Origin of the sequence: Streptomyces sp. NPDC093510, assembly GCF_040683555.1 — a bacterium.
In the GTDB taxonomy this organism is placed as follows: domain Bacteria; phylum Actinomycetota; class Actinomycetes; order Streptomycetales; family Streptomycetaceae; genus Streptomyces.
Window position 1 is genome coordinate 393336 of record NZ_JBFBEE010000003.1, and the last position, 24790, is coordinate 418125.

Annotated in this window: 23 protein-coding genes; 10 read left to right on the forward strand and 13 right to left on the reverse strand. The window is 72.3% G+C overall.

The genetic code is table 11. The features are described from left to right. The first annotated feature begins 154 nt into the window (after window positions 1-154). Entirely contained in the window at window positions 155-478 is a 324-nt protein-coding gene (locus tag AB0N81_RS06505; protein WP_365356201.1) for a nuclear transport factor 2 family protein, read from the forward strand. Between the two features lie 108 nt (window positions 479-586). Here AB0N81_RS06505 and AB0N81_RS06510 read toward each other — a convergent pair whose 3' ends face one another. Both AB0N81_RS06510 and AB0N81_RS06515 read right to left on the reverse strand, forming a co-directional pair. Further along, window positions 587-1057, reverse strand: a complete 471-nt coding sequence (locus tag AB0N81_RS06510) for a lamin tail domain-containing protein (RefSeq protein WP_365356203.1) — start codon at window positions 1055-1057, stop codon at window positions 587-589. Between the two features lie 218 nt (window positions 1058-1275). Next, window positions 1276-2049, reverse strand: a complete 774-nt coding sequence (locus AB0N81_RS06515; protein ID WP_365356204.1) for an SDR family oxidoreductase — start codon at window positions 2047-2049, stop codon at window positions 1276-1278. Window positions 2050-2182: 133 nt separating this feature from the next. Between AB0N81_RS06515 and AB0N81_RS06520 the strand changes: the two genes are divergently transcribed. Beyond that, window positions 2183-3817: an alkaline phosphatase D family protein gene (locus tag AB0N81_RS06520; protein WP_365356205.1), complete on the forward strand. Its 1635-nt coding sequence runs from the start codon at window positions 2183-2185 to the stop codon at window positions 3815-3817. On the opposite strand, the gene AB0N81_RS06525 is transcribed toward AB0N81_RS06520, so the two are convergent. Continuing rightward, on the reverse strand, window positions 3718-5934 hold the full coding sequence (locus AB0N81_RS06525) for a glycosyltransferase (protein WP_365356207.1): 2217 nt from the start codon (window positions 5932-5934) through the stop codon (window positions 3718-3720). The two genes, AB0N81_RS06520 and AB0N81_RS06525, sit on opposite strands and share 100 nt — an antisense overlap. Window positions 5935-6121: 187 nt before the next feature. Here AB0N81_RS06525 and AB0N81_RS06530 point away from each other — a divergent pair, with 187 nt between their 5' ends. Then, window positions 6122-7411, forward strand: coding sequence for a multidrug effflux MFS transporter (locus AB0N81_RS06530; protein ID WP_365356208.1), 1290 nt, complete (start codon window positions 6122-6124; stop codon window positions 7409-7411). Beyond that, window positions 7366-8541: a serine hydrolase domain-containing protein gene (locus AB0N81_RS06535; RefSeq protein WP_365356210.1), complete on the forward strand. Its 1176-nt coding sequence runs from the start codon at window positions 7366-7368 to the stop codon at window positions 8539-8541. Before AB0N81_RS06530 ends, AB0N81_RS06535 begins: the two co-directional genes overlap by 46 nt. 7 nt (window positions 8542-8548) lie before the next feature. Here the strand turns inward: AB0N81_RS06535 and AB0N81_RS06540 are convergent, their stop codons facing one another. Beyond that, entirely contained in the window at window positions 8549-9070 is a 522-nt protein-coding gene (locus AB0N81_RS06540) for a GNAT family N-acetyltransferase (RefSeq protein ID WP_365356212.1), read from the reverse strand. 52 nt (window positions 9071-9122) lie between these two features. Here AB0N81_RS06540 and AB0N81_RS06545 point away from each other — a divergent pair, with 52 nt between their 5' ends. Beyond that, complete coding sequence (locus AB0N81_RS06545) at window positions 9123-10139, forward strand: small ribosomal subunit Rsm22 family protein (RefSeq protein ID WP_365356214.1); 1017 nt, start codon at window positions 9123-9125, stop codon at window positions 10137-10139. 1 nt (window position 10140) lies between these two features. Here the strand turns inward: AB0N81_RS06545 and AB0N81_RS06550 are convergent, their stop codons facing one another. Beyond that, on the reverse strand, window positions 10141-10629 hold the full coding sequence (locus tag AB0N81_RS06550; protein WP_365356216.1) for a hypothetical protein: 489 nt from the start codon (window positions 10627-10629) through the stop codon (window positions 10141-10143). Between the two features lie 161 nt (window positions 10630-10790). On the opposite strand from AB0N81_RS06550, the gene AB0N81_RS06555 reads away from it, so the two are divergent. Continuing rightward, a complete protein-coding gene (locus AB0N81_RS06555; RefSeq protein ID WP_365356218.1) occupies window positions 10791-12815 on the forward strand; it encodes a glycoside hydrolase in 2025 nt (674 codons plus the stop codon). 10 nt (window positions 12816-12825) lie between these two features. Here the strand turns inward: AB0N81_RS06555 and ddaH are convergent, their stop codons facing one another. Further along, complete coding sequence (gene ddaH / locus AB0N81_RS06560) at window positions 12826-13659, reverse strand: dimethylargininase (RefSeq protein WP_365356219.1); 834 nt, start codon at window positions 13657-13659, stop codon at window positions 12826-12828. Between the two features lie 181 nt (window positions 13660-13840). On the opposite strand from ddaH, the gene AB0N81_RS06565 reads away from it, so the two are divergent. Continuing rightward, window positions 13841-14485, forward strand: coding sequence for a TetR/AcrR family transcriptional regulator (locus tag AB0N81_RS06565; protein ID WP_365356221.1), 645 nt, complete (start codon window positions 13841-13843; stop codon window positions 14483-14485). On the opposite strand, the gene AB0N81_RS06570 is transcribed toward AB0N81_RS06565, so the two are convergent. Then, window positions 14460-15311, reverse strand: coding sequence for a glycerophosphodiester phosphodiesterase (locus AB0N81_RS06570; protein WP_365356222.1), 852 nt, complete (start codon window positions 15309-15311; stop codon window positions 14460-14462). The two genes, AB0N81_RS06565 and AB0N81_RS06570, sit on opposite strands and share 26 nt — an antisense overlap. A 169-nt stretch (window positions 15312-15480) precedes the next feature. Between AB0N81_RS06570 and AB0N81_RS06575 the strand changes: the two genes are divergently transcribed. Beyond that, on the forward strand, window positions 15481-16218 hold the full coding sequence (locus AB0N81_RS06575; RefSeq protein WP_365356224.1) for a bifunctional DNA primase/polymerase: 738 nt from the start codon (window positions 15481-15483) through the stop codon (window positions 16216-16218). Between the two features lie 16 nt (window positions 16219-16234). On the opposite strand, the gene AB0N81_RS06580 is transcribed toward AB0N81_RS06575, so the two are convergent. The 6 genes from AB0N81_RS06580 to AB0N81_RS06605 form a co-directional block, all read right to left on the reverse strand. Then, the gene (locus AB0N81_RS06580) at window positions 16235-17221 is read right to left on the reverse strand and encodes a hypothetical protein (RefSeq protein WP_365356225.1); all 987 of its coding nucleotides are present in this window, start codon (window positions 17219-17221) and stop codon (window positions 16235-16237) included. 71 nt (window positions 17222-17292) lie between these two features. Continuing rightward, window positions 17293-17631 (reverse strand): hypothetical protein, encoded by a 339-nt coding sequence (locus tag AB0N81_RS06585; RefSeq protein ID WP_365356227.1) that lies wholly within the window; start codon window positions 17629-17631, stop codon window positions 17293-17295. A gap of 10 nt (window positions 17632-17641) precedes the next feature. Next, window positions 17642-18472 (reverse strand): FTR1 family protein, encoded by an 831-nt coding sequence (locus AB0N81_RS06590; RefSeq protein ID WP_365356229.1) that lies wholly within the window; start codon window positions 18470-18472, stop codon window positions 17642-17644. 63 nt (window positions 18473-18535) lie between these two features. Then, entirely contained in the window at window positions 18536-19393 is an 858-nt protein-coding gene (locus AB0N81_RS06595; RefSeq protein WP_365356230.1) for a heme ABC transporter ATP-binding protein, read from the reverse strand. Beyond that, window positions 19384-20541 carry an iron ABC transporter permease gene (locus tag AB0N81_RS06600; protein WP_365356232.1) on the reverse strand — a complete coding sequence of 386 codons (1158 nt, stop codon included), beginning with the start codon at window positions 20539-20541 and terminating at the stop codon, window positions 19384-19386. Before AB0N81_RS06600 ends, AB0N81_RS06595 begins: the two co-directional genes overlap by 10 nt. Next, complete coding sequence (locus AB0N81_RS06605; protein WP_365356234.1) at window positions 20538-21551, reverse strand: ABC transporter substrate-binding protein; 1014 nt, start codon at window positions 21549-21551, stop codon at window positions 20538-20540. The genes AB0N81_RS06600 and AB0N81_RS06605 overlap by 4 nt, the downstream gene beginning before the upstream one ends. A 134-nt stretch (window positions 21552-21685) precedes the next feature. On the opposite strand from AB0N81_RS06605, the gene AB0N81_RS06610 reads away from it, so the two are divergent. Next, entirely contained in the window at window positions 21686-23176 is a 1491-nt protein-coding gene (locus AB0N81_RS06610) for an HtaA domain-containing protein (protein ID WP_365356237.1), read from the forward strand. Window positions 23177-23223: 47 nt separating this feature from the next. Next, on the forward strand, window positions 23224-24750 hold the full coding sequence (locus tag AB0N81_RS06615) for an HtaA domain-containing protein (RefSeq protein ID WP_365356239.1): 1527 nt from the start codon (window positions 23224-23226) through the stop codon (window positions 24748-24750). Window positions 24751-24790: the final 40 nt, after the last annotated feature.

Consider the following 24790-nt stretch of genomic DNA (forward strand, 5'->3'; position numbering starts at 1 on the left):
CGGCGGGGCGGCGGATGCGTCCGCCTCCACCGTCCACCGGACCCGCGCGCGCCACCCGGCCCGCCGGTCCGTCCGGGTGACCCGCCGGTGACCCGCCGACTCGCCCGGCGGGGCAGCGGTGGCGCCGCGGGCCGCCCGGTGTGACCGTGAGCCCATGAGCATCCAGGTGAACCGTCTCTCCGACCCCACGGTCCGGTCCTTCGTCACCGCGGTGAACGCCCACGACAAGGCCGCCTTCGACGCCCTGCTCGCGCCCGGCGCGACCATGTCCGACGACGGCTCCGACCGGGACGTCGCCGACTGGACGGACCGCGAGGTCTTCTCCTCCAACGGCCATATGGACGTCGAGACGGAGTCGGACGGCGGCCGCACGCTGGTCGTCTCGTACCGGAACGACACCTGGGGCGAGATGCGCACGAAGTGGCGGTTCACGGTCGAGGGCGGAAAGATCGCGCGCTTCGAGACGGGCCAGGCCTGAGCCCGCGCGTCGCAGGGCGACCGTTCCGCGGCGTGCGTCGGCCCCGCGGCCCCAACCGCGGGGTCACCACCGCGGAGCGGTCGCCCTGCCCCCTCCCCCTGATGGTGGTCAGTGGCAGCTCGTGTGACCCGATCCGGTCCGCGACCACGAGCAGGAGTCCTGCTGGGAACCGCTCGGCTTGATCAGGCGCGCCTTGTCGCCCGTGTTGTTCCACACGTAGTTGGTGCGGCCCCAGTAGCGCACGCCGGAGGCGTTGGTGCCCTTGCCGGTGCGGACCTTGACGGTCTTGCCGGCGCCGATCTTGTAGCTGCCGAAGGTGTACGTGTAGCCGGTGTCGTCCTTCAGCTTGTAGCCCTCCAGCTGGATCGCCGAGCGGCTGTTGTTGTGGATGTTCACCCACTCCGCGTTCAGCGAGGAGTTCGAGCGGGTGTCCCGGCCCGGGCTGTCGTACTGGATGTAGCCGAGGTGCAGGCCGCCCTGGTGGCGTGCCGTCGCCGCCGACGCGGGGGACGCGGCGAGCAGTGCCACCGACAGGGCGGTGGCGGTGAGGACGGCGGGGGCCGCGGTGCGTATGCGCAAGGAGTGCTCCAAGTGTGAAGTTCTCGTGGAGAGAAGCTGAGCATACGGGGAGCCGTGACCTGGATTGATGCGGTAGATCCTATTCCGCTTGTGTAGATCTCGGGCCGGGATGAGGGTCCCGTCCCAGGGCGGGACCCAGGGCGGGACCCAGGGCGGGACCCAGGGCGGGACCCAGGGCGGGCCTCCGGGCGAGCCCGGCCCGGATCGGCGCCCCCGCCTCAACCCCGCCCGACGTACGGCATGTTGGTCGCGAGCACCGTCGCGAACTGGACGTTCGCCTCCAGCGGCAGCTCCGCCATGTGCCGCACCGTGCGCGCCACGTCCGACACGTCCATCACCGGCTCGCTCGCCAACTGGCCGTTCGCCTGGAGGATTCCGGACTGCATGCGCTCGGTCATGTCGGTCGCGGCGTTGCCGATGTCGATCTGCCCGACCGCGATGCGGTAGGGCCTGCCGTCCAGGGAGAGCGACTTCGTCAGGCCGGTCAGGGCGTGCTTCGTCGCCGTGTACGCCACCGAGTTCGGGCGCGGCGCGTGCGCCGAGACGGAGCCGTTGTTGATGATCCGCCCGCCCTGCGGGTCCTGCCCCTTCATCTGCCGGAAGGCGGCCTGCGCGCACAGGAACGCGCCGTTCAGGTTGGTGTCGACGACGTGCCGCCAGGCGTCGTAGGGGAGCTCCTCGACCGGTACGCCGCCGGGGCCGAAGGTGCCCGCGTTGTTGAAGAGGAGGTCCAGGCGCCCGAAGCCCTCGCCGACGCGGGCGAAGAGCGCCGCCACGTCCTCGGGCCGCGACACGTCCGTACGTACGCACAAGGCGGCGCCACCCTCCTTCGGTGCGAGCGCGGCCGTCTCCTCCAGCGTCTCCGCGCGCCGGCCCGCGAGCGCCACGGACCACCCCGCGGCGAGCAGTTCGAGGGCGACGGAGCGGCCGATTCCGGAGCCGGCCCCGGTCACCACTGCGGTCTTCGGCGATGCAGTTCGCTCAGCGTTCATGGCCCCGCAGCGTACGGGAGGGCTGTCCACGCGGACATCATCCGACCGCCATGCGGCTGTTGTGTACGCGACAGTCCCGCGTCGTCCCCCGCCACTTACATGCCCCTGACACCAACCGTCAGGGGAGGGCCACATGACACCCGCAGGCCAGCACCACGCACCGGAACTCCGGGCCGCGGCACGCCACTTGGGACGCCGCAGGTTCCTCACCGTCACCGGCGCCGCCGCCGCGCTCGCCTTCGCCACCAACCTGCCCACCGCGGGCGTCGCGGGCGCCGCCGAGCTCGACGCCCGCCGCATCACCGAGAACCCCTTCACGCTCGGCGTCGCGTCCGGCGACCCGCAGCCCTCCTCGGTCCTGCTCTGGACCCGCCTCGCCCCCGCCCCCTACGAGCCGGGCAACGGCCTGCCCCAGGAGCGCGTCACCGTCCACTGGGAGCTCGCCCACGACGCCCGGTTCCGGCGCGTCGCCAGACGCGGCAAGGTCACCGCGCACCCCGAGTTCAACCACACCGTGCACGTCGAGGCCGACCACCTCGACGCGGGCCGCACCTACTACTTCCGCTTCAAGACCGGCCGCTGGGTGAGTGAGACGGGCCGCACCCGCACCGCGCCGCCCACCGGCAGCCGCCCCGGCGCCCTCACCCTCGCCGCCGTCTCCTGCCAGGCGTACCACGACGGCTACTTCACCGCGTACAAGCACCTGGCCAAGGACGACGTCGACGTCGTCTTCCACCTCGGCGACTACCTCTACGAGTACGCCGTGAACTCCGTCGGCGGCGCCCGCAACTACACCGACCGCACGCTGCCCGCCCACTTCAACAAGGAGACGCAGACCCTGGAGGACTACCGCCTGCGGTACGCCCTCTACAAGTCCGACCCGGACCTGCGCGCCGCACACGCCGCGCACCCCTTCGTCGTCACCTGGGACGACCACGAGGCCGAGAACAACTACGCCGACGACATCGACGAGAACGGCAACCCGCCCGCCGAGTTCCTGCTCCGCCGCGCCGCCGCCTACCGCGCGTACTGGGAGAACCAGCCGCTGCGCCGCCGCCAGCTGCCGAGCGGCCCCGACGCCCAGCTCTACCGGCGCCTGACCTGGGGCCGCCTCGCCCAGTTCGACATCCTCGACACCCGGCAGTACCGCTCCGACCAGGCGTACGGCGACAAGGCGCACGTCCCGGGACCCGAGACGGACGACCCGAGGCGCACCATCACCGGCGCCACGCAGGAGCGCTGGCTCATCGACGGCTGGCGGCGCTCGCGTGCCCTGTGGAACGTCGTCCCGCAGCAGGTCACCTTCTCCGAGCGCAAGCTCGACCTCAACGCGCAGGCGAAGCTCTCCATGGACGCCTGGGACGGCTACCGTGCCTCCCGGCAGCGCGTCCTCGCCGGCGCCCGGTCCGCCGGCATCGAGAACCTCATGGTCCTCACCGGCGACGTACACGTCGGCTACGCCTTCGACATCAAGGCCGACTTCGACGACCCGTCCTCGAAGACCGTCGGCACGGAGATCGTCGCCACGTCCATCGCCAGCGGCAAGGACGGCGCGGACAAGCCAGCCAACTGGGACACCTACACCAAGGCCAACCCGCACCTGAAGTTCTACAACGGCCGCCGCGGCTACGTGACGGTCGCCCTCGGCGACGACGCGGCGCGGGCGGACTACAAGACGGTGTCGGCGGTCACGACGCCGGGCGCCCCCATCAGGACGGCGGCGTCGTTCGTGACGGAGGCGGGCGACCCGGGGCTGCGGCCCGCGTAGGGCCCCGCGGCCTCCGGGGCCGGCCTGAGCGCCAGCGCCAGGTTGTTGTTCACCGTGAAGTAGGGGCGCACGGAGGCGGCACCGGGCCCGTCACCGGGTGTCCGGGCGGCCGGGTACGCGTCGGTGCGCTTGCGGTCGATGACGTCGCCGATGACGCGCGCCACGCGGACCGGCTCGGCCCCCGGGGACAGCCGCAGCGCGAGGTCCCAGGTCTCCCTCGCCCCAACGCAGGCGTCCAGCGTCCGGGAGTGGGCGAGGGAGAAGAGGAAACGGTCCGTCCCCGACGTCGTCACGTCGGCCTCGAAGGCGGCGGACGGGTCATGACGCGGTACGGCGAGGAGGCGGGGGCGCTGCCCCTGGGGGAACTCCGCGCCGTACAGCGTCCCTTCGACCGTGCACGACACGGCGTCGGTGGTCACCGTGTGGGCCTCCGCGTGCGCCGGGCGGTACCAGGCACGCACGGAGAGGTTGTTCTTGACGGTCGTATAGGGAATCCACCAGCCGAACGGTGCCTGTGGCGAGAGCCGCGGGTTCAGCAGGTTGTGCTGTTCGACCGCCGTGGCGGCGACACGGCGCCGCGCCCCGTCGTCCGCGCGGACGACGTGGAAGTCCCAGCGGCCCTCGGCGAGCAGGTGCGTGCGGCGTTCGAGGACGGCCGTCCACGGCTCCCCTTCGGTCCCGGGCCGCCGCAGCGGAACCTCGACCAGGTGGTCGCCGCCGCCTTCCGATCCCCGCAGCGTCGCCGTCAGCGTGAACGCGGTGCCGGGCAGGCCGGCCGGGTCCAGCCGTACGACGAGGTCGCCCGCCGCGTCCACGGAACAGGTGGACCGCGGACGCAGCGCGCCGGAGCTCGCCGAGCGCCCCCGCACGGCCCCGCGCACGGTCCGGCGGACCGCCTGCCGGACGGCCGCCCCGGCCCGCCCCGCACCGGCCGCCACCCGGCAGTCGAGCGGCACCGGGGCGGGCGGGGATGAGGCGCGCAGGCCGTCGAAGAGTTCCTCGTAGCGCCGGGCGATGTTGTCGGGCGCGTACCGCTCGACGTTGCGCCGGGCGGCGCTGCCCATGGCGCGGCGCAGGTCGGCGTCCTCGATGAGCCCGATGAGGCCCCGGGCGACGGCGGCGCTGTCGCCCGAGGGGACGAGCAGGCCGTCCTCGCCGTCCCGGATGATCTCCGCCGGCCCGTGGGGGCAGTCGGTGGCGACCACCGGGGTGCCGCACTGCATGGCCTCCACGATGGTCATGCCGAACGACTCCTCGCGCGAGGTGACGGCGGCGATCGACCCCTTGGCCCACTCGGTGGCGAGGGAAGGAGTGGCGCCCATCAGAAAGACGTGGTCGCTCAGGCCGAGCTCGTCGATGCGGGCCCGCAGCGCCGCGTGCTTCGGCCCGCGCCCGTAGATCCGCAGCTTCCACCGCGGGTGCGCGGCGGCCACCGTGGCGAAGGCGTCCACCAGCACGCCGTACCGTTTCACCGGAATGAGACGCCCGCCGGCGATGACGAGCGGAGCCTCGCCGTCCGACACGGCGGTGGAGGGCGGCGGCGGTGACGAGTTGGGGACCGACACGATCGGGGTGCCCGTGGCCGCGAGATGCCGGCGGTGCGTGACGGCGTCCGCCTCCGTGACGGTGGTGTGCGCGTCCAGCGCGGCGATGGCGGCGTCCTGGGCGGCGCGGATACCCGGCTCGTGCGTGCCGTAGACCCGGTGCTCCTGGCCGATCCGCAGATAGTGGCCGCGGCCGAACTCGGCCAGGTACATCACCAGACCCGGCCTGGTGGCCACCACCACATCGGTGTCGGTACGCCGGAGGAACCGGGCCACCCGCCGGTCGGTGAGCCGGTCGAACTTCGCGCCCCGCGCCTCGGCGGGAGGAACCAGCGGGGTCGCTTCGCCCAGCAGTCCGTTGCCGAGGTCGTTGCGCGGCGCGTGCGGCCTGCTGTCGATCAGGGACAGCAGCCGGACCTTTCCGCTCAGCGCCAGACTGGGCCTGTCGCGCGGGCGCCAGACACTGACGATCTCGACGTCGTTGCGCTCGGCGAGAGCACTGGCGGAATTGAAAGTGGCGCGGATGGTGCCACCGATTCCATAGGCGTTCTGCAGCAGAAAGGAGATTCTCATCGAGCCTTGTCCAGATCGGCGGCATAAAGGAATTGCCCGGCGATGGCTAAACGATGAAGGCTTCAGGACGTCACACGACCTTCCCCCGTCGGTGTCCCCGGGACGGCGCCGGGCCGGAATCCGGTCCCTACCACGCACCGGGAGCTGCGACCATGGACGACGGATCGGATCGACCGGGAGGGGCGCGATGGCTGAGCGCGGGCAGACGACGGCGGAGCACCACATACCGAAGGCGGCGGAGCCACACGGGCCCGCCGCCCTCCGCCGTACCGGCGCCCTCGTCACGCTCGTCCTGGGCGGCCTCACCGCGGTCCCCGCCCTCTCCATGGACATGTACCTGCCGGCCCTGCCGGAGGTCACCGACGCCCTCGGCGCCCGGGCCGCCACCGTCCAGCTCACCCTGACCGCCTGCCTCATGGGCATGGCGCTCGGCCAGCTCGTCGTCGGCCCGATGAGCGACAGGTGGGGTCGCCGCCGCCCGCTCCTCGGCGGCCTGCTCGTCTATGTGATCGCCACCGCGACCTGCGCCTTCGCGCCCACCGTGGAACTCCTCATCGGCTTCCGCCTGTTGCAGGGACTCGCGGGCTCGGCCGGCATCGTCATCGCCCGCGCGATCGTCCGCGACCTCTACGACGGCGTGGCCATGGCCCGCTTCTTCTCCACCCTGATGCTGATCTCCGGCGTCGCCCCCGTCGCCGCGCCCCTCATCGGCGGCCAGGTCCTGCGCTTCACCGACTGGCGCGGCATCTTCGTCGTCCTCACCGTCGTCGGCACCGCGCTGACCCTCCTGGTCTGGCGCCGCCTCCCCGAGACCCTCGCCCCCGAGAAGCGGCACGGCGGCGGCACCGTCGAGGCGCTGCGCACCATGAGGTCGCTCCTCGCCGACCGCGTCTTCGCCGGCTACATGATCGCGGGCGGCTTCGCGTTCGCCGCGCTCTTCGCGTACATCTCCGCCTCGCCCTTCGTCATCCAGGAGATCTACGGCGCCTCCCCGCAGACCTTCAGCCTCCTCTTCGGCGTCAACTCCGTCGGACTGATCGCCGCGGGCCAGCTCAACGGCAAGGTCCTCGTCGGCAGGACCAGCCTCGACAAGGTCCTCGCCGTCGGCCTCGCACTGATCGCGACCTCGGCGACGGCACTCCTGCTCATGACGACCGGCGTCTTCGGCGACGTCGGCCTGTTCCCCGTCGCCACCGGACTCTTCGTCCTCATGTCGGCGATGGGCCTCGCCCTGCCCAACACCCAGTCGCTGGCGCTGAACCGCACCCCGCACGCCGCGGGCTCCGCCTCCGCGCTGCTCGGCACCTCCTCCTTCCTCATCGGAGCGGTCGCCTCCCCCCTCGTCGGCATCGCGGGCGAGGACACGGCGGTCCCGATGGCCGTCGTCCAGCTGAGCTGTGCGCTGGCGGCCGTCATCTGCTTCGTGGGACTGTGCCGCCCCTGGCCGCGCAAGCCGACGGAGGAGGCGGACCACTGAGCGCACCAAGACTCCTGCGCCCCGGCACGCCGGACCGCGCGGGCCTCGACCCCGACGAGATCGGCCGCCTCGTCACCGAGGTGCGCGACCTGACGTGCGGCCCGCGCCCCTGGTGCGCGGGCGCCGTGGTCATCGTGGGCCGCGGCCCCGTGATCGCGGCCGAGGAGGCGACGGGCTGGGCGGTGCGCTACGCCTCGTACGACCCGGAGACCGACACGGGCGTCGAGCTGCCCCGCGAGTGGCGCGTGCCGATGCGCACCACCACCCCCTTCGACCTGGCCTCGCTCACCAAACTGTTCACGACGGTCGCGGCCGTCCAGCAGCTGGAGCGCGGCACGCTCGGCATCGACGCGCTCGTCGGGGCGTACGTCCCCGAGTTCACGGCCGCCGCCGAGCACGGCATCACCGTCCGCCAGCTGCTCACCCACACCTCCGGACTGCGGCCCGAACTGCCGCTGTACGACTGCCCGGACGACGCGGCGCGCCTCGCCGCCCTGCGCACGGAGGCCCCGGTCACCGCGCCGGGCGCGTACGTCTACTCCGACCTGAACATGCTGCTGCTCCAGCACATCCTGGAGCGCCTCACCCGGCGCCCACTCGACGCCCTCGTCCGCGACGGCATCACCCGGCCGCTCGGGATGACCGCCACCGGCTTCGGGCCGCGCCCCGACGCCGCCGCGACGGAGGACCAGCGCAGGCCCTGGGCCAAGGCCGACCGCGGGATGCTCCGCGGCACCGTCCACGACGAGAACGCCTGGGCGCTCGGCGGCGTCGCCGGGCACGCGGGCCTCTTCTCCACCGCACGCGACCTGGCGGTGCTCTGCCGCACGCTGCTGTGCGGCGGCTCGTACGGCAGGGCCCGCATCCTCGGCCCCGACTTCGTCGAGCTGATGCTGGCGGGCTCCGGGCTCGGGTTCAACATCGACCAGCCGTGGTTCATGGGGGAGCTGGCGGGGCGCGGCGCGGCCGGGCACACCGGCTTCACCGGCACGTCCCTGGTCCTCGACCCGGCGACGGACACCTTCCTGGTGCTGCTCGCCAACACCGTGCATCCGCGGCGCAGGCCCGCGGACAACGCGCCCCGGGTGGCGGCGGCCACGCGGCTCGCCCGCGCGGCGCGGGGGCGGTAGCGCCGGCCTACAGCTCCCGGCGGAAGCAGACCCTGTCGTGGCCCGGACCGTCGTAGTCGCCGTGCACCGGCAGCCCGTCGACCTCGCGGTCACCCGGTTCGAGGCCGAAGCCCATGGCCCGGTGGAAGGCGATGGAGCGGGTGTTGCGCGGTGAGGTGACCGACCGCACGTCCTTGCACCCGGCCGCCGCGGCCCGCCGGCAGAACTCCTCGTAGAGCGCCCGGCCCACGCCCTGCCCGCGCAGCTCCGGGGCGACCCCGACGAAGTGGATGTACGCGCGGCGGCCGTCGGCGGCGGTGTCGGGGGAGTGCAGCCCGATCAGGAAGGCGTCGATGCGACCGGCCCGCTCCACGACCAGGCTGGTCTCCGAGAAGAACTGCAGGAACAGCTTCGGCAGCAGCAGCGACAGCTCCCGCGACTGCTCGGGCGAGTGCGTGTCGCCCCACCAGCTCTGCACCCGGTCGATGATCGCGGGGTGGTCGGACACCCGCGCCTGCCGTGTCCGCGTGCCCGTCGTCTCTGTACTCATCGCGCTCCCTGCGTCGGCTCCTGCGTCTCTCCTACCCCCGTAGAATCACGGGGTGAACGTCCCGATCCCCCCGGCAGCGGCAACCGCCCCGGCCGAGACCCTGCGCACCGCCCTCGCCGGCCTCCTGGACGGCCTCCCGCCCAAGCAGGCGACGCAGGCCGTCGACCGGCTGATCGCCAACTACCGGGGCCGCACCCCGACCGACGCCCCGATCCTGCGCGACCGCGCGGACGTCGTCGCGTACGCCGCGTACCGCATGCCCGCGACCTTCGAGGCGGTACGTGCCGCGCTGGACGCCCTCGCGGACGCGGCGCCCGAGGGCTGGGCGCCCGGCAGCCATGTGGACGTGGGCGGCGGGACCGGTGCGGCGACCTGGGCGGTCGCGGCGACGTGGGCGGGGGAGCGTCCGGTGACGGTTCTGGACTGGGCGGAGCCCGCGCTCGCGCTGGGCCGGGAACTGGCGGGCGCGGCATCCCAGCTGCGCGGCGCCCAGTGGCAGCGCTCCCGCATCGGATCGACGCTCACCATCGAGAGCACTGATCTCGTCACGGTGTCGTACGTTCTCGGGGAGCTCACGGAGGCCGACCGCCGCTCCGTCGTCGACGCGGCGGCCGACGCGGCGTCGCAGGCCGTCGTCATCATCGAACCGGGCACCCCCGACGGCTACGGACGGATCATCGAGGCACGCGACCGGCTGATCGCCGCGGGCTACCGGATCGCCGCGCCCTGCCCGCACAGCTCGGCGTGCCCCATCGAGCCGGGCACGGACTGGTGCCACTTCTCGGCACGGGTCAGCAGGTCCTCGTTGCACCGCCAGGTCAAGGGCGGCTCCCTCGCTTACGAGGACGAGAAGTTCAGCTACGTCGCGGCGGTCCGCTTCGATCCGGAACCCGCGCCCTCACGTGTGGTGCGGCGCCCGCAGATCCGCAAGGGCCAGGTGCTCCTCGACCTGTGCGGGGCCGAGGAGTCCCTGCGCAGGGAGACCGTGACCAAGCGCCACGGCCCCCTCTACCGCGCGGCGCGCGACGCGGACTGGGGCGACGCGTGGCCGCCCCCGTCCGCGGACTGAACTACCTGGGGCCCCAGGTCCCCTGGTTCACCGCGCAGTTCCAGCCGGTCCCGCGCAGGGTGAACTTCACGCCGAACGAACTGGTGTTGAGCAGGCGGGTCTGCACCTTGAAGCCGAGCTTCGCCTTGCCCTTGAAGGTCTTGTCGTAGACCGAGACGGTCTTCGTCGTGCGACGGGTGATCTTGCCGCCCGTCGGCGTCGCCTTCTTGAAGCGGACGTTCTTGGTGTTGGTCACCGTGAAGGTGACCTTCTTGATGCTCTTCGTGGTCTTGCTCTTGATGCCGAAGTACAGGCCGCCGTTCGTCACGTTCCCGTACCGGTCGTACGAGAAGCGCTTCGGGTAGACGATGTCGATCGGGCAGCCGCTGACGGCCTGCGGCGAGGCCTTCACGGTGGTCGGCCCGGATGCCGCGGAAGCGGACCCGGCCAGGCCCAGCTGAGCGGCGGTGAGCGCCCCCGCGGTGGCCAGAACTGCGGCGGACGTGCGCATGCGGTTCACTGCGCTGATACCTCTTCTTCCCCCTGGGCCCCGGTGGGGCCCAACTGTTTGGTTGTGGTGTTGCGTTCGTATTGTTAGCACGTTGTCGGCCAGATGGCTGAACCGCCCCTCTTCTTAAAAGGTTCTTAGAGGCGGCGACTATCCACTACTCCATGCCGAACCCCACGCCGAACAAGCGCACTTCACCCGGCCACGCCCGCAGGCGGTCGGACACCCGATTCCTCGCCCTGTCCGTCGCGTTGGCGGTCGCCGCCGCCGGAGCCACCACCTACGCCTTCACCGCCGGGGCGGACGAGCCGCACGGCCGCGACATCGAACTCGCCGTCGACGGCGGCACCGCGGTCGTCGACACCGCCACCCTCGCCGTCCGCGCCCGCACCCGCGACGGCCGCGACCTCACCCTCTCCGACGCCTCCGGCACCGACCTCGGCAAGCCGGGCCCGGTGACCCGCACCGGCACGGGCCGGGCCCGCTGGAGCTACCCCGAGCGCGGCATCGACGTGAGTGCCCGCACCGACCACGGCCGCCTCTCCCTCAGCATGAAGGCGCACCGCGACACCTCACTCAGCTGGCCCGTCACCGGCACCGACGCCACCGCCTCCGCCCTCCAGCTCCCGCGCGGCGAGGGCCTGGACATCCCCGTGAAGGACGCGTTCTGGACCAAGGGGAAAGGCGCACTGGCCGGCAGCACCGTCGACATGAGCGAAGGTCTGACACTGCCGCTGTGGGGCTACTCCCTCGGCAGGCGGGCCGGCGTCAGCTACCTCACCCCCACCGACATCGGCACGAACCTCGGATTCACCGCGGCCGACGGGCAGTTGCGCACCACCGCGGAGCACACCTTCGACCGCGGCGAGGGCACCCGCGACTACACCGTCACCTTCGCCCTGACCGACGGCAACGCCGTCGCGCCCGCAGCCGACTACCGCTCCTACCTCGACGAGCGCGGACAACTCGGCAGCCTTAAACGGAAGATCGCCGAGAACCCCGCCACCGGGAAGCTCCTCGGCGCCTTCCACGCCTACACCTGGGGCGCGGCCCGCACGGCGGACGGCGTCGAACAGCTCCGCAAGCTCGGCGTCGACCGGATGTGGCTCGGCTACGACGCGGGCCCCGGACCCATGGACAAGGCCGCGGTGAGCGCCGCACGGAAGGCCGGCTACCTCGTCGGCCCCTACGACTCCTTCGCCAACGGGCAGGACCCGGAGAAGGCCGACAGCCCCACCTCGGCCTGGCCGGGCACCGTCTACCCCGACTTCTGCGTGCGCGACGCCGCCGGCAAGCCCGTGACCGGCTTCGGCGGCCGCGGCTGCTACCTCAGCTCGCGGGCCTTCGAACGGGCCGAGCCCCGCCGCCACCACCTCGCCGACCGCACCCGCTCGATGGTCGCCAACGGAGCCGACAGCTACTTCCTCGACGTCGACGCCACCGGCGAACTCTTCCGCGACCACGGCAAGGGCCACCGCATGACCAAGGCCGAGGACCGCACGAACCGCCTCGCGCGGATGAAGCGCATCGCAAAGCACGGCAAGGAGGGCCTCGTCCTCGGCTCCGAGACCGCCCAGGCCTGGGCGAACAAGGTGCTCGCCTTCGACCACGGCGCGGGCACACCGGTCGCCGACGGCCTGTGGAAGCTCCAGAAGGACCGCGAGAAGTGGGGCGGCTACTACCCGGATGAGGCGCCCGGCATCTTCTTCAAGCCGGTCGACCTCCCCGCCGACCTCGCCAAGGCGATGTACGACCCCCGCTACCGCGTCCCGCTCTACGAGACCGCGCTGCACGGCTCCCTCGTCAACGCCGAGCGCTGGGAACTCTCGTACGAGAAGCTGCCGCGCCAGAAGAGGGACCGCGCGCTGCTCGCGATGCTCTACAACACCCCCCTCAACTATGTGCTCGACGGCCCGTCGCTGAAGAAGCACGGCACCGAACTCGCCGCGCTCCAGAAGTACTTCGCGCCGCTGCACAAGGCCGCGGGCACCGAGCCCCTCACTTCCTACCGGCGCCTGACCGCGGACAACACGGTCCAGCGCACGGTGTTCGGCGGGGGCACGCTGACCGTCACGGCCAACTTCGGCACGAAGGCGTACGACGGGCTGCCGGGCGGCTGCGTCGACGCCCGCCTCAAGGGCGACGACGAGCCGCGCCGGCTCTGCCCGGCCGGGCCGCGGAAGAGCTAGGACACGGGCCCTAGCTCCGCAGCTCCTGCGTGCAGCACTTCACGCTGCCGCCACCCTTGAGCAGTTCGCTCAGATCCATCGCGACGGGTACGTAGCCGCGCTCGCGCAGCGGGTCGAAGAGCCCCACCGCGGCCTGCGGAAGCAGCACGTGGAGCCCGTCGGAGACGGCGTTGAGCCCGAGCGCCACGGCGTCGGGCTCCTCGGCGATCAGCGCGTCGGGGAAGAGCCGCCGCAGGACCGCGCGGCTGCCGGGCGAGAAGGCGGGCGGGTAGTACATGACCTCGTCCGCCGCGTCGTCCAGGACGGCGAGCGCGGTGTCCAGGTGGTAGTAGCGGGGGTCGACCAGGTCGAGCCCGATCACCGGGCGGCCGAAGCACTCCTGTGCCTCGCCGTGGGAGAGCGGGCTGGCCCGGAAGCCGCGGCCGGCCAGGACGTAGGAGGCGGTGACGGCGAAGTCGCCCTCGCCCTCATTGATGTGCGTGGGTTCGTGGATCTCGGTGAAGCCGTGCGCGCGGAACCACTCCAGGTGGGCCGCGGCCTCCTGCTCCCGCTCGCGGTAGGCGAAGCGCGCGCCGAGCACGCGTCCGCCGACGACGGTCGCGCCGTTCGCCGCGAAGACCATGTCCGGCAGCCCGGGCAGGGGGGTGAGCTCCTCGACGGTGTGACCGAGCGAGACGTAGCGGTCGCGCAGGTCCTCCCACTGGGCGATGGCGAGGGGGACGTCGACCGGCTTGGCGGGGTCCATCCAGGGGTTGATGGAGTAGGTGACCTTGAAGTGTGCCGGTGGGCACATCAGATAGCGCCGGGGTGTGGCGCGCCGAGGAGAGCGAGGATTGCGGGACAAAGAAGGCTCCTCACGTACCGCAGGGTCATGTGCTGCCCGTGGTGGGGCAGTTGATGCCCATAGTGCGGTGTGAGAAGTCTTCGCGCAGTGATCCGAACGGGTGGTTACGAAAATGACCGGACAGCCTCGGCGCCTTCCTGAGACGGTACGTCTCGGTTCGGCCGCTGCTACATTCGACGACATGGCCCAGAAGACCGCCCCCGACTCCACGCGCCGCAGCGAACGCTCGCGCCGCGCGATCTACGACGCAGCCCTCGCCCTCGTCGCCGAGGTCGGCTACGCCAAACTGACGATCGAGGCCATCGCCGCCCGGGCCGGCGTCGGCAAGCAGACGATCTACCGATGGTGGCCGTCCAAGGGCGCCGTCCTGCTCGACGCCTTCCTCGACCTCGGCGAGCAGGCCTCCCGGGCGGCCAGTGAGAACGCGGGCAAGGCGGAGGCCGAGACCGAGATCCCGAACACCGGGGACCTGGAGGCCGACCTCAAATACGTGATGCGGGCCACGGTCGACGAGTTCAACGACGCCAAGTACGACGCCCCCTACCGCGCGCTCGCCGCCGAGGGGCTCCTCAACCCCGAGCTGGGCGCCGAGTTCGTCGAGAAGCTCCTGGAGCCCCAGCTCCAGCTCTTCGTGAAGCGGGTGGAGCAGGCCCGCGAGGCGGGTCACATCATGCCCCACATCGACCCGCGCATCGCGCTCGAACTGTGGGCAGGACCGCTCGCCCAGCGCTGGCTGATGCGCTCGGGCCCCCTCACCCACGACTACGTCGACACGCTCGTCGAGTACGCCCTCTACGGCATCACACCGCGCCCGGCCTCGTCCTGAACGGCTTCACCGGCGTGCGCGAGAGCAGACCGGGCGCGTCCGTGATCACCCCGTTGCAGCCCAGCCACAGCACCCGGTCCCGCTGCCTCGGAGTGGTCACCGTGTGTGCCCACACCCGTGGGACGCCCGAGTTGACCGCGCGCAGCAGATCGACGTCCCGCGCCTTGTAGTCCACGTCGAGGACGTCCACGAACGCCGCCCAGTCCGCGGGCCGGTCCCCGCGCATCTGCGTCCTGGAGCGCCACAGCTGGGCCAGCAGGCCGAGGCGGTGGGCGCGCCTGGCGACCGCCGGATCGTTGGTGTTCACGAAGACCGAGCGGGTCAGCCCGCGGGCACGGATCAGCCGGGCCAGCGGCTCCAGGCTCGCCGGGTCCTTGGCCTCCAGCATCAGCATGATCCGCCCGCCGAACCGGTCGAGGACCTCCGCGACCGTCGGCGGCCGCTCCGGACGCCAGCGGCCGGGCACCGTGCCGTCCGGGCGCAGCCGGACGCTCAGCCAGCCCCACCGGTCGAGCACGCGCACCGGGCCCGACGTGTAGGTGGTGCGGTCCAGGGTCGCGTCGTGCATGACCACCAGGGTGCCGTCGCGCAGTATCCGCGTGTCGAAGTCGATGACCTGGGCGGTGCCGCGTTTGTAGGCGGCCAGCAGGCCCGACATGCTGTTCTCCGGGACCTCCAGGGCGCCGCCGCGGTGCGCCGTGTAGACGACCCGGGGGAGCGCGTCCACGGTCAGGGGCCCACCGCCCCACTCGATCGGGGCGAGGAACCCGTTCGCTGCCGTGAGGGTCAGCGTCGTGAGGCCCGTCAGCACAGTCCTAATGACCATGACGACCACGGTAGGCAGGTAAATCCCTACTTCGCTCGGAATGACGCGCTATGTCGTCCGGCGGTCGGCATCACCCCGGCCACCCCGGATGTGGGCTCCGGCCCCCCGAGGCGCAGGATGGTGGGACCATGGGTCATGCTTTCGGCACAACGGCGAGGTGAGGGGCTATATGGGCGTGGAGTTCGGCAGCCGGTCCGGCGGACAGGGCAAATTCTCCCAGTGGCTCCGCCGGCGCCCCAAGGACACGGCCGGGGATGACCGGGCCCGCGAGGAGCTGCTCCTCGCCGCCGCGGCGGCCGGACTGCCGCTCGCCCCGGCCGCGTATCCGTCGGGGTACCGGTGTTCCTGCGACCGCATCGGCTGTCCCACCCCCGCCCGGCACCCGGTCTCCTTCGCCTGGCAGACACAGTCCACGACCGACCGCGGCCAGATCGAGCGGTGGGCCCGCCACCAGCCGCAGGCCAACTTCATCACCGCGACCGGCATGATCCACGACGTCCTCGACGTGCCGCTGGACGCCGGGCTCGAAGCCCTGGAGCGGCTCCTCGCCGCCGGCATCGAGGTGGGGCCCGTCGCCGAGTCGGGCAGCGGCAGCGGACAGGGCCGGCTGCTCTTCTACACCGCGACCCGCGGCACCCCCGAGGACGAGGACGAGTGGTGGCCGTGCGAGCTCGACTGCCACCCGGAGACGATGGACGAGCACCCCGGCCTGCGCTGGCACTGCCGCGGGTCCTACGTCCTTGTGCCGCCCGCCCGGCTCCCCGACGAGCAGGAAGTGCGCTGGATCCGCGGCCCCGAGCATCCGCTGCCTGACCCGCTGACGCTTCTGGAGACACTCACCGACGAATGCGCGCGCGTGGCGGGGGAGCCCCAACAGGACATCGCGGCCTGGCCGTTGCGGGGCTAGGGCTTTCGGGCCGGCCCTAGTCGCCCTGCGCGCCCGTCAGGCCCTGGAGGCGGCCAAGGAACGCCACCTTGTCGCCGTCGGACTTCTTCGGGTCGACGACCACCTGGTTGGAGACCCGGTCCAGCAGCAGGGACTGCCGCACCTCGCCCTTGAGCAGGGCCTTCGCGTCCGCGTCGACCTTCGGGCTGAGGCCCTTGAACGCGGTCTGCTTCTCGTAGTGGCGCGTGGCGAAGAACACCAGCGCACCGCCGTCCTCGGTGCGCAGCCCCAGCGGGGCGAACGTGCCGCCGTTCTGCGGCTCGTCGACGTACTGCACGGCGAGGCCGGCCCGCTTGGTGTTCCGGTCGCGGTACGCCTTCCAGCGCGAGGTGTGGTCGCTCGGTGCGAACGCGTCACCCCCCGACTTCAGGTATGACGTGTACTCCTTGCCGAGATCCGAGGGGGCCAGCGCGAGGTCCTTCGCCCGCGGGGCCACCGGCTCGGCCCAGCCGTCCTCGTCCTTCTTCAGCTTCGGCATCTTCTCGGGCGACACCAGGTTCAGATAGGTCGCCCGCCACAGCTGGTCGGGGCCGCCCTTCGTGAAGACCCACAGCCACCGCAGGTCCGAGCGGCGGTTGGCCTTCGTGTCCGCCATGAACCAGCGCGGCCAGCCGGCCTTCTTCGGGATCGTGTACGTCACGTCCGTGAGCTCGAGCGGCACGTGCTTCGCGTTGCCGTCCGGGTGCTGCACGCTCCGCGACTTCAGGCCCCCCTGGTTGATGGCGCCCAGCGGGCCGGTGATGCGGGCGGCGTCCAGGGCCGGGTCGTAGGCCTTGTCCGCCGCGTTGTACGCCTTGAGGAAGTCCTTGAGGGCGCGTTTCGCCTCCGGCTCGGTGGCCGTGGGAACGATCTCCCGCTCACCGTGCACGGTCACGCATCCGCTCGCCGCGAGCGCGAGTGCCGTCACCGCCGCCGACGCCATGACGGGCCTGCCGAGACGGCGAACCCTGCGAACGTTGCTCATCGGAATTCCTTCACCTACCCCTTCCCGGGCCCGAACCTTATCGGGCCCGGAAATGAGGCGCGTGGTGCGGGTCAGATCTCCTGGAGGAGCTGCGCGTTGACCCAGCCGCGCTTGCTGGTGCGCGGCAGGTCGCCGTAGTACCACTGGGTGCCGCGCTTCACCGTGTAGCAACGCACGTAGACGTTGTCGAACCACTCCAGGCGCTTGCGCTTGCTGTAGCTGCTGCCGGGGCCCGAGTAGGCGGTGGCGCCCACGTTGATGACCATCATGTTGTGGTTCTTGACGTTCTTGGTGCAGGCGCTGCCGCCGACCGCGGAGGCGGTGGGGGCGGTCATGAGCGAGGCGCCGAGCGCCACGGCGGTCGCCGCGGTCAGCGTGGCGAGGCTCTTCCCGAATCGGGAGGTTCGCATGGGGGGATCCTCAGAGATGTCGATCGACTGGTGAACGACGATCATAGGCACGGGAGTTCGAGCCGGGTGGGCGGGTGCGGGAAAGGGCGGCCGACACGGGGACGGCGGCCAGCGCGGGGACCGTGTACAGCAGCCAGACCGCGACCTGGAGCACGGTCGGATCGGGACGGAAGCCGAGGACGCCCGCCAGGAGCGCGCCGTACCAGCTGTCGGGCGGGACGACGCCGGAGACGTCGAACGCCGTGTCCCGCGGACCGCCGAGGAGCTCCGCCTCCTGAAGGGCGTGCACGCCCTGCGCGAGGAAGCCGGCCGCCACGACGAGCAGCACGACTCCGGACCAGGTGAGGAACCGTGTGACGTCGACGCGGATCGCGGCCAGGTGGAGCAGCAGGGCCAGGACGAGCGCGGTGAACAGACCGAGGAGCACGACGAGCAGCGGCCCGTGCGAACCGTCGAGGGAGGCCCGCACCGACGCCCAGAGGAACAGGCTCGTGTCCAGGCTCTCCCGGCCCACCGCGAAGAACGCGGTGGCCGCGAGCAGGGTCCTCACGTGCCGTGCGGCCATGCGCCGCGTCCCGAGGACCGTCCACATCACCAGGGCCACGGCGACGGCCGACAGCGTCCCGCCCAGCGTCTCCTGCGCCCGGGGCGTCAGCTGCTGCGAGCCGAAGGTCAGGGCCCAGCCGAAGCCGAGCGCGAGCACCACAGCGACGCCGATGCCGGCCCGCACGGGCGGCAGCGCGTCCCGCCGCCCGGTCCGCACCACAAGGGCGAGGAGCAGGCAGGCGGCCACGGCGGCCTCCAGGCCGTCGCGCAGCCCGATCAGATAGTCGTCGAACACGGCCGAAGCCTCCCCCGGTGAACCAGCCGCCCGCCCCACGGGAAGAGTAACCGCGCCTCTTCTTCACCGTCCGCCGTCCCTGAGTGGGGCGACCACAGGGGCGCCCGTGCGCGGGTGCGGAAAGACCTCGACGGGCTGCCGGTACACCTCGGAGAGCAGCGCTTCCCCGAACACGTCGCCGGGGGCGCCCTCCGCCGCGACGGTCCCGCCGCGCAGCACGGCCACCCGGTCCGCGTACGCCGCCGCCAGGCCCAGATCGTGCAGTACCACCACGACCGCGTCCCCGGCGGCCGCCCGCTCGCGGCAGATCCGCAGCACCAGTTCCTGGTGGCGCAGGTCGAGCGCGGCGGTCGGCTCGTCGAGCAGCAGCAGTGGGGCGCGCTGGGCGAGGACGCGGGCCAGCGCGACCCGGGCGCGCTCGCCGCCGCTGAGCGCGGAGAAGGGGCGTACGGCGAATCCGTCCACCTCGGTGGCCGCCATCGACTCGCGCACCACCCGCTCGTCGTCGTCCGCCGCCCGCGTCCCCGCCCAGGGCGCGCGGCCCATCCGTACGACCTCCTCGACCGCGAACGGGAAGGAGAGCGCCGCGGACTGCGGCAACACGGCCCTGCGCAGAGCGAGTTCGGGGGCCGGCCAGTCGGGGGCGGGCCTGCCGCAGACGCGTACGACCCCCTCGACGGGCGGGAGATCGGCGGCCAGCGCGGCCAACAGGGTCGACTTGCCGGCGCCGTTGGGGCCGACCAGGGCGAGCACCTCGCCCGCGCGAGCGGCGAGCGAGACTCCGCGGAGCACCTCGCGCCCGCCGAGCCGCACCCGCAGCCCCTCGGTCTCCGCGAGGACGTCCCCGGGGACGGCCGGGGCGGGCAGTGCCCGCTCGCGGCCCGCGAAGAGCCTTCTGCCCAGCTGTCCGATCACGCCCAACCCCCTTGCCTGCGGCGGGTCCTGCGCAGCAGCCAGAAGAAGAACGGGCTGCCGAAGAGCGCGGTGAGCACGCCCAGCGGCAGCTCGGCGGGCGCGGCCACCGTACGCGCGGCCAGATCCGCGGCGACGAGGACCAGCGCTCCGCCGAGCGCGCTGCCGGGCACGAGGAAGCGGTGCCCGGGGCCTGCGGCCATCCTCAGCAGGTGCGGCACGAGGAGGCCGACGAAGGTGATGATCCCGGCGACGGCCACGGCGGCCGCGGTCAGCAGGGCCACCACGAGCACGAGCACGAGCCGCAACCGCTCGACGTCCACCCCCAGGTGCCGGGCGGGACGCTCGCCGAGCGCGAGCAGATCCAGCTTCCGTGAGTAGCAGGGCGCCACGGCCAGCCCGATGAGGGCGCACGGCAGCACGGCGAGGACCTTCGGCCAGGTCGCCTGGGCGAGCGAGCCGAGCTGCCAGAAGGTGATCTGGCTGATCTGCGCGTTGTCCGCGAAGAAGACGCACAGGCCGATGAGGGCGCCCGCGAAGGCGTTCACCGCGATGCCGGTGAGGATCAGCGTGACGACTTCCGTGCGGCCGCCCTCGCGCGACATCGCGTACACGAGCAGGACGGTCACGAGTCCGGTGACGAACGCGCAGACGGTGACGGTCCAGTTCCCGAAGAAGGTGAGGCCGAGCGCGATCGAGGCGACGGCGCCGACCGCGGCGCCCGACGAGATCCCGATGACGCCGGGCTCGGCGAGCGGATTGCCGAACACGCCCTGCATCAGCGCGCCCGCGCAGCCGAGGGAGGCGCCGACGAGGAGGGCGAGCACGACGCGCGGCAGCCGCACGTTCCACAGCACGCTCTCGCCGACCCGGTCGAGCGCGGACCCGCCGAGCCCCGCGCGGTGCAGGACGGAGGAGACGACATCGCCGAGGGAAATGTCGTACGCGCCGATCCCGGCGGAGAGCAGGCAGAGCAGGACGAGGGCGGTGGCGAGGCCCACGGTCAGCGGGAGGGCGGCGCCGCGGCGGGTCCGGGGCGCCTCTCCGGGCGCTTCTTCGGGCGTGTCTCCGGGCGTGTCTCCGGGCGGCGCGGGGGCGGTCGCGTCCGCACCGTCCCCGGGCCGCCGCCCGTCGTCGGCCTTGGCGAGCACGCTCACTCGCCGTCTCCGTACAACTGCTCCACCAGGGACTTCAGGACCTGGTCGGTGCGTGGTCCGTAGTTGAGGAGCACGCCGTCGTCGATCGAGACGATGCGCCGGTCCAGGCCCGCGGGGGTCTCGGCGACACCCGGGACCTTGAGGAGCCCGTCCACTCCGTCCACCGATTCGAGCCCCTTCCTCATCACCAGGATCGCGTCGGGCGCGGCCTTGGCGAGCGCCTCGCTGGTGATCGCCGTGAAGTCCTTCCGCAGCCCGGACTCCTTGCCCGCGTCGACCGCGCCCGCCGCCTCCAGGAGCGAACTCGCCCCGGACTCGCGCCCGCCCAGCAGATACACGGAGGCCGAACCGCGCAGGTAGAGGAAGGCGACCCGTGGCTTCTTCCGTCCGTCCCCGGCCGGAACGTCCTCGCGGGCCGCCGCGATCCGCTGCCGCGTGCGCCGGTTCAGCTCGGCGCCCGACTTCTCCACCCCTAGGGCCCCGGCCACCGCCTCGATGCGGGGGCTCACGTCGTCGAGGCTCTTCGCGGGGTCGAACACGACGAGGGGGACGCCCGCGTCACGGATCTGGTCGATCGCCTCGGCGGGTCCTGTGGTGGTGTCGGCGAGGACGACGGTGGGTTCGAGGGAGAGCACGCTCTCCGCGGAGACGTCGTGCGCGCGGGTCACCACCGGCAGCTTCTCCGCCTGCTGGAAGGTGGCGGTGATGTCGCGGGCGACGACGTTCTTGCCGAGCCCCAGAGTGAAGACGATCTCGTTCAGGCTGCCGGTGAGCGGCACGATGCGGCTGGTGTCCTTCACCGTCACCTTGTGGCCGTCGGCGGAGGTGACGGTGGCGGGGAGCCGGGGTTCCGGCCTGTTCTTCAGCGGCTCCACCCGGTCGGGCGCGGAGGTCTTCGCCTGCGACCGCCGCGGGTGTCTGCCGCCGCCGTCGTCCGGCGTTCCGCACCCGGTGAGACCGAGGGCGAGCACGGCGGCCCATGCGCCGGCGATGCGGAGTGAGCGCGGCATACGCACCGAAGTCCACCGTCCTGTCGAGCAGTTGAGGTCTGTCACCGGGCCGGTTCCGGTTGGGGGGTTCCAGCCCGGAGTGATCGTAGTTTAGGTTAGCCTTACCTAATTAGCCAGACCTGGAGGGGTCCCCCATGCCGTCGTCCAGAAAGGCGCGAGCCACCGCCCGTACGGGAGCCGTGGCCGTGCTCACCGCACTCGTCGGAGCGCTGCTCCCGGTGGCCACCGCGCACGCCGAGGACCGCACGGTCCAGGGTGGACGGCTCGACTGGGGCATCAAATCCTCCTTCCAGAGCTACGTCACCGGGCCCATCGCCCACGGCGCCTCGACGCTCCAGGGCGGCGCCGCCACTGTCGGCGGCAGCCAGTTCCGCTTCCACTCGGCGAAGGGCTCGTACGACCCGGACAGCGGCGTGTTCGACGCGGGATTCTCGGGCGGAGTGCGCTTCACCGGGCACAAGAAGGGCGGCTCGTACGAGCTCGACCTCACGATCAGCCGCCCCACCGTCAAGGTCTCCGACGGCTCCGGCACGCTCTACGCCGACATGGTCAGCAAGGAGAAGGGCACCGGCAAGGTCACCACGACCCCGCAGGTGCCGCTCGCCTCGCTCGACGTGTCCGGCATCGACATGAAGGGCGGCACCGGCCCCATCGCCCTCACCAACCTTCCCGCGACGCTCACTTCACAGGGCGCCAAGGCCTTCGCCGGGTACTACACGGCGGGCACCGCCCTCGACCCGGTGAGCCTGTCGACGGACCTCGCCGCGGGGAGCAGCCGCAAGAGCAGGAGCGAGCGCGAGAAGTCCGGCGGCGAGAAGAAGTCCGAGAAGTCCGAGAAGCCCGCGAACAAAGCCGGGAAGGGCCGCATCGAGGACGCCGCCGTCGACTGGGGCGTACGCCGCACCTTCCGCGAGTACGTCACCGGTTCCATCGCCAAGGGCGAGTGGAAGCTCTCCGCCGGCGCCCAGGACGGGGGCGCCCTCTTCCGCTTCCCCCGGGGCAAGGGCACGTACGACGAGAAGAAGCGCACCCTTGCCGCGGACTTCGCCGGGTCGGTCCGCTTCACCGGTGAGCACGGCCTCGACCTGACGCTCGCCGGGATCGCCGTCGACGTGCGGGACGGCAAGGGCACCCTCTCGGCGGACGTCGACAGCAAGGGCGACCGCGGCGCCACCCTGAAGAACGCCCCGCTGATCACCTTCGCCGCAAAGGAGTTGAAGCCGAAGGACGGCCTCGTCTCCCTCGCCGAGGTGCCGTCGAAGCTCACCGCCGAGGGCGCCGAGGCGTTCGGCGGCATGTACAAGGCGGGCTCCGCCATGGACCCGCTCTCGCTCGCCGTCGCCCTCGACGCCGACGCGGAACTGCCCGCGCTGCCCGACCTCGGCTCGTCCCCGAAGCCGGACCCGGCAGCGGACCCCGCGGCGAAGTCCGCACGGCCCGGTACCGGGAACGCCGCCGACTCCTCGGAGTCCTCCGGTTCCTCGTCGAACGCCGTGCCCATCGGCGTCGGAGCGGGCGTCGCTGTGCTGCTCGCCGCGGCTGTCGGGTTCGGAGTCGTACGCAAGAAGCGCGCGGCGACCGGCACTTCCTCCTCCGCCGGCACTCCCCCCTCCGACGAGTCCTGACCGTCGCCCCCCCCTCGCCCCTCCCTCACCCAAGGAGAAGTCTGACCATGGCCGCCACCCGTCGCCCCACCGTCCTCGCGGCAGCCGTCGCGACCGCCGTCGCGCTCGGTGCGAGCGCCCTCACCCTGCCCGCGATCGCCGCCGACACCGGCAAGGCCGCCCCGCCGAAGCTGGAGCTCAAGGACGGCACGCTGCAGTGGGGCCTGAAGGAGTCCTTCCGCAAGTACGTCACGGGCATGGCCCACGGCAAGATCGAGGCCGAGGGCGGCGCCCAGCAGGCCCCGGACAACGGGGTGTTCACGTTCTCCGGCGGCAAGGGCACGTACGACACCGGTACGCATGCCACCGACACCGCCTTCAAGGGCAGCGTCCGCTTCACCTCCACGATCCACCGCTTCGACATCGACATCGCCGACGTGAAGGTCCGCACCAAGGGCGGGACCGGCGCCATCCAGGCCGACGTGACCCTCAACGGCGCCGTCCAGAACGACATCGACCTCGCCGCGCTGGACCTGAGCACGGTCAGGCCGGGCCAGGGCGAGGGCGGCGCGATGGTCTTCAAGGACATCCCGGCGACGCTGACGGCGGACGGCGCCAAGGCCTTCAACGGCATGTACGAGGCGGGCGCCGAGCTCGATCCGGCCACGCTCACCGTGACGGCGGGCGGCCCCGTGACCGAAGAGCCCACCGAGAAGCCGACCCAGAAGCCGCCGCAGAAGCCCACCCAGAAGCCCACCCAGAAGCCCCCGAAGAAGCCCACGCAGAAGCCGGCCGACTCGTCCGGGCCCGCGGAGTCCGGCGCCCGGCAGACCGGGCAGGACCGCCAGACCACAGGCGCCCCGGTCGACGGCCGCCTGTCCTGGGGGCTGAAGGAAAGCTTCCGCAAGTACATCTCCACCGGCGGCGAGGCGACCGTCGCGGGCGGCGCCAAGAAGATCTCCAGCGGCTACCGGTTCCCCTTCGTCAAGGCGGACCTGGACTCCGACGCCAAGAAGGTCGACGCCTCTTTCGGCGGCAGCGTCCGCTTCACGTACAAGGCGCACGGCATCGACATGAAGTTCAGCGACCTCAAGGTGCGGGCGAACGGCGCCAAGGGCACCCTCCTCGCCGACGTCACCACGCCCCAGGGCACCAACAACGACGTGAAGTTCGCGGCGCTCGACCTCTCCAACGCCTCGTACCAGCCCAAGAACGGCGTAGTGCAGCTCACCAAGGTGCCGGCCACCCTCACGGCGGCGGGCGCGAAGCAGTTCGCCAACGACACGACCGGCTCCCCGTACCAGCCCGGCGAGAAGCTCGACCCGGTGACGGTCGCGCTGTCCTCCTCGGCGGGCGCCGAACTCCCCGCGGGCGGCGCCGGGGCCGGTGACGGGACGACGGGCGGCGGCACGGGCACGACGGGGTCCGGCTCCGTGGGCGGTGGCGGCGGTACGGTCGGCGGCTCCGGTGCGCTCGCGGCCACCGGCTCATCCATCCCCTCGGCCGCGCTGCTCGGCGTGGCCGGCGCGGCGATGGCGGCGGGCGCGGGCGCTGTCGTCGTGGCACGGCGGCGACGGGGCGCCGAAGCGGTGTGATGCTTGAATGCGCGAGTGACTGAACCACTCGACGCACGCG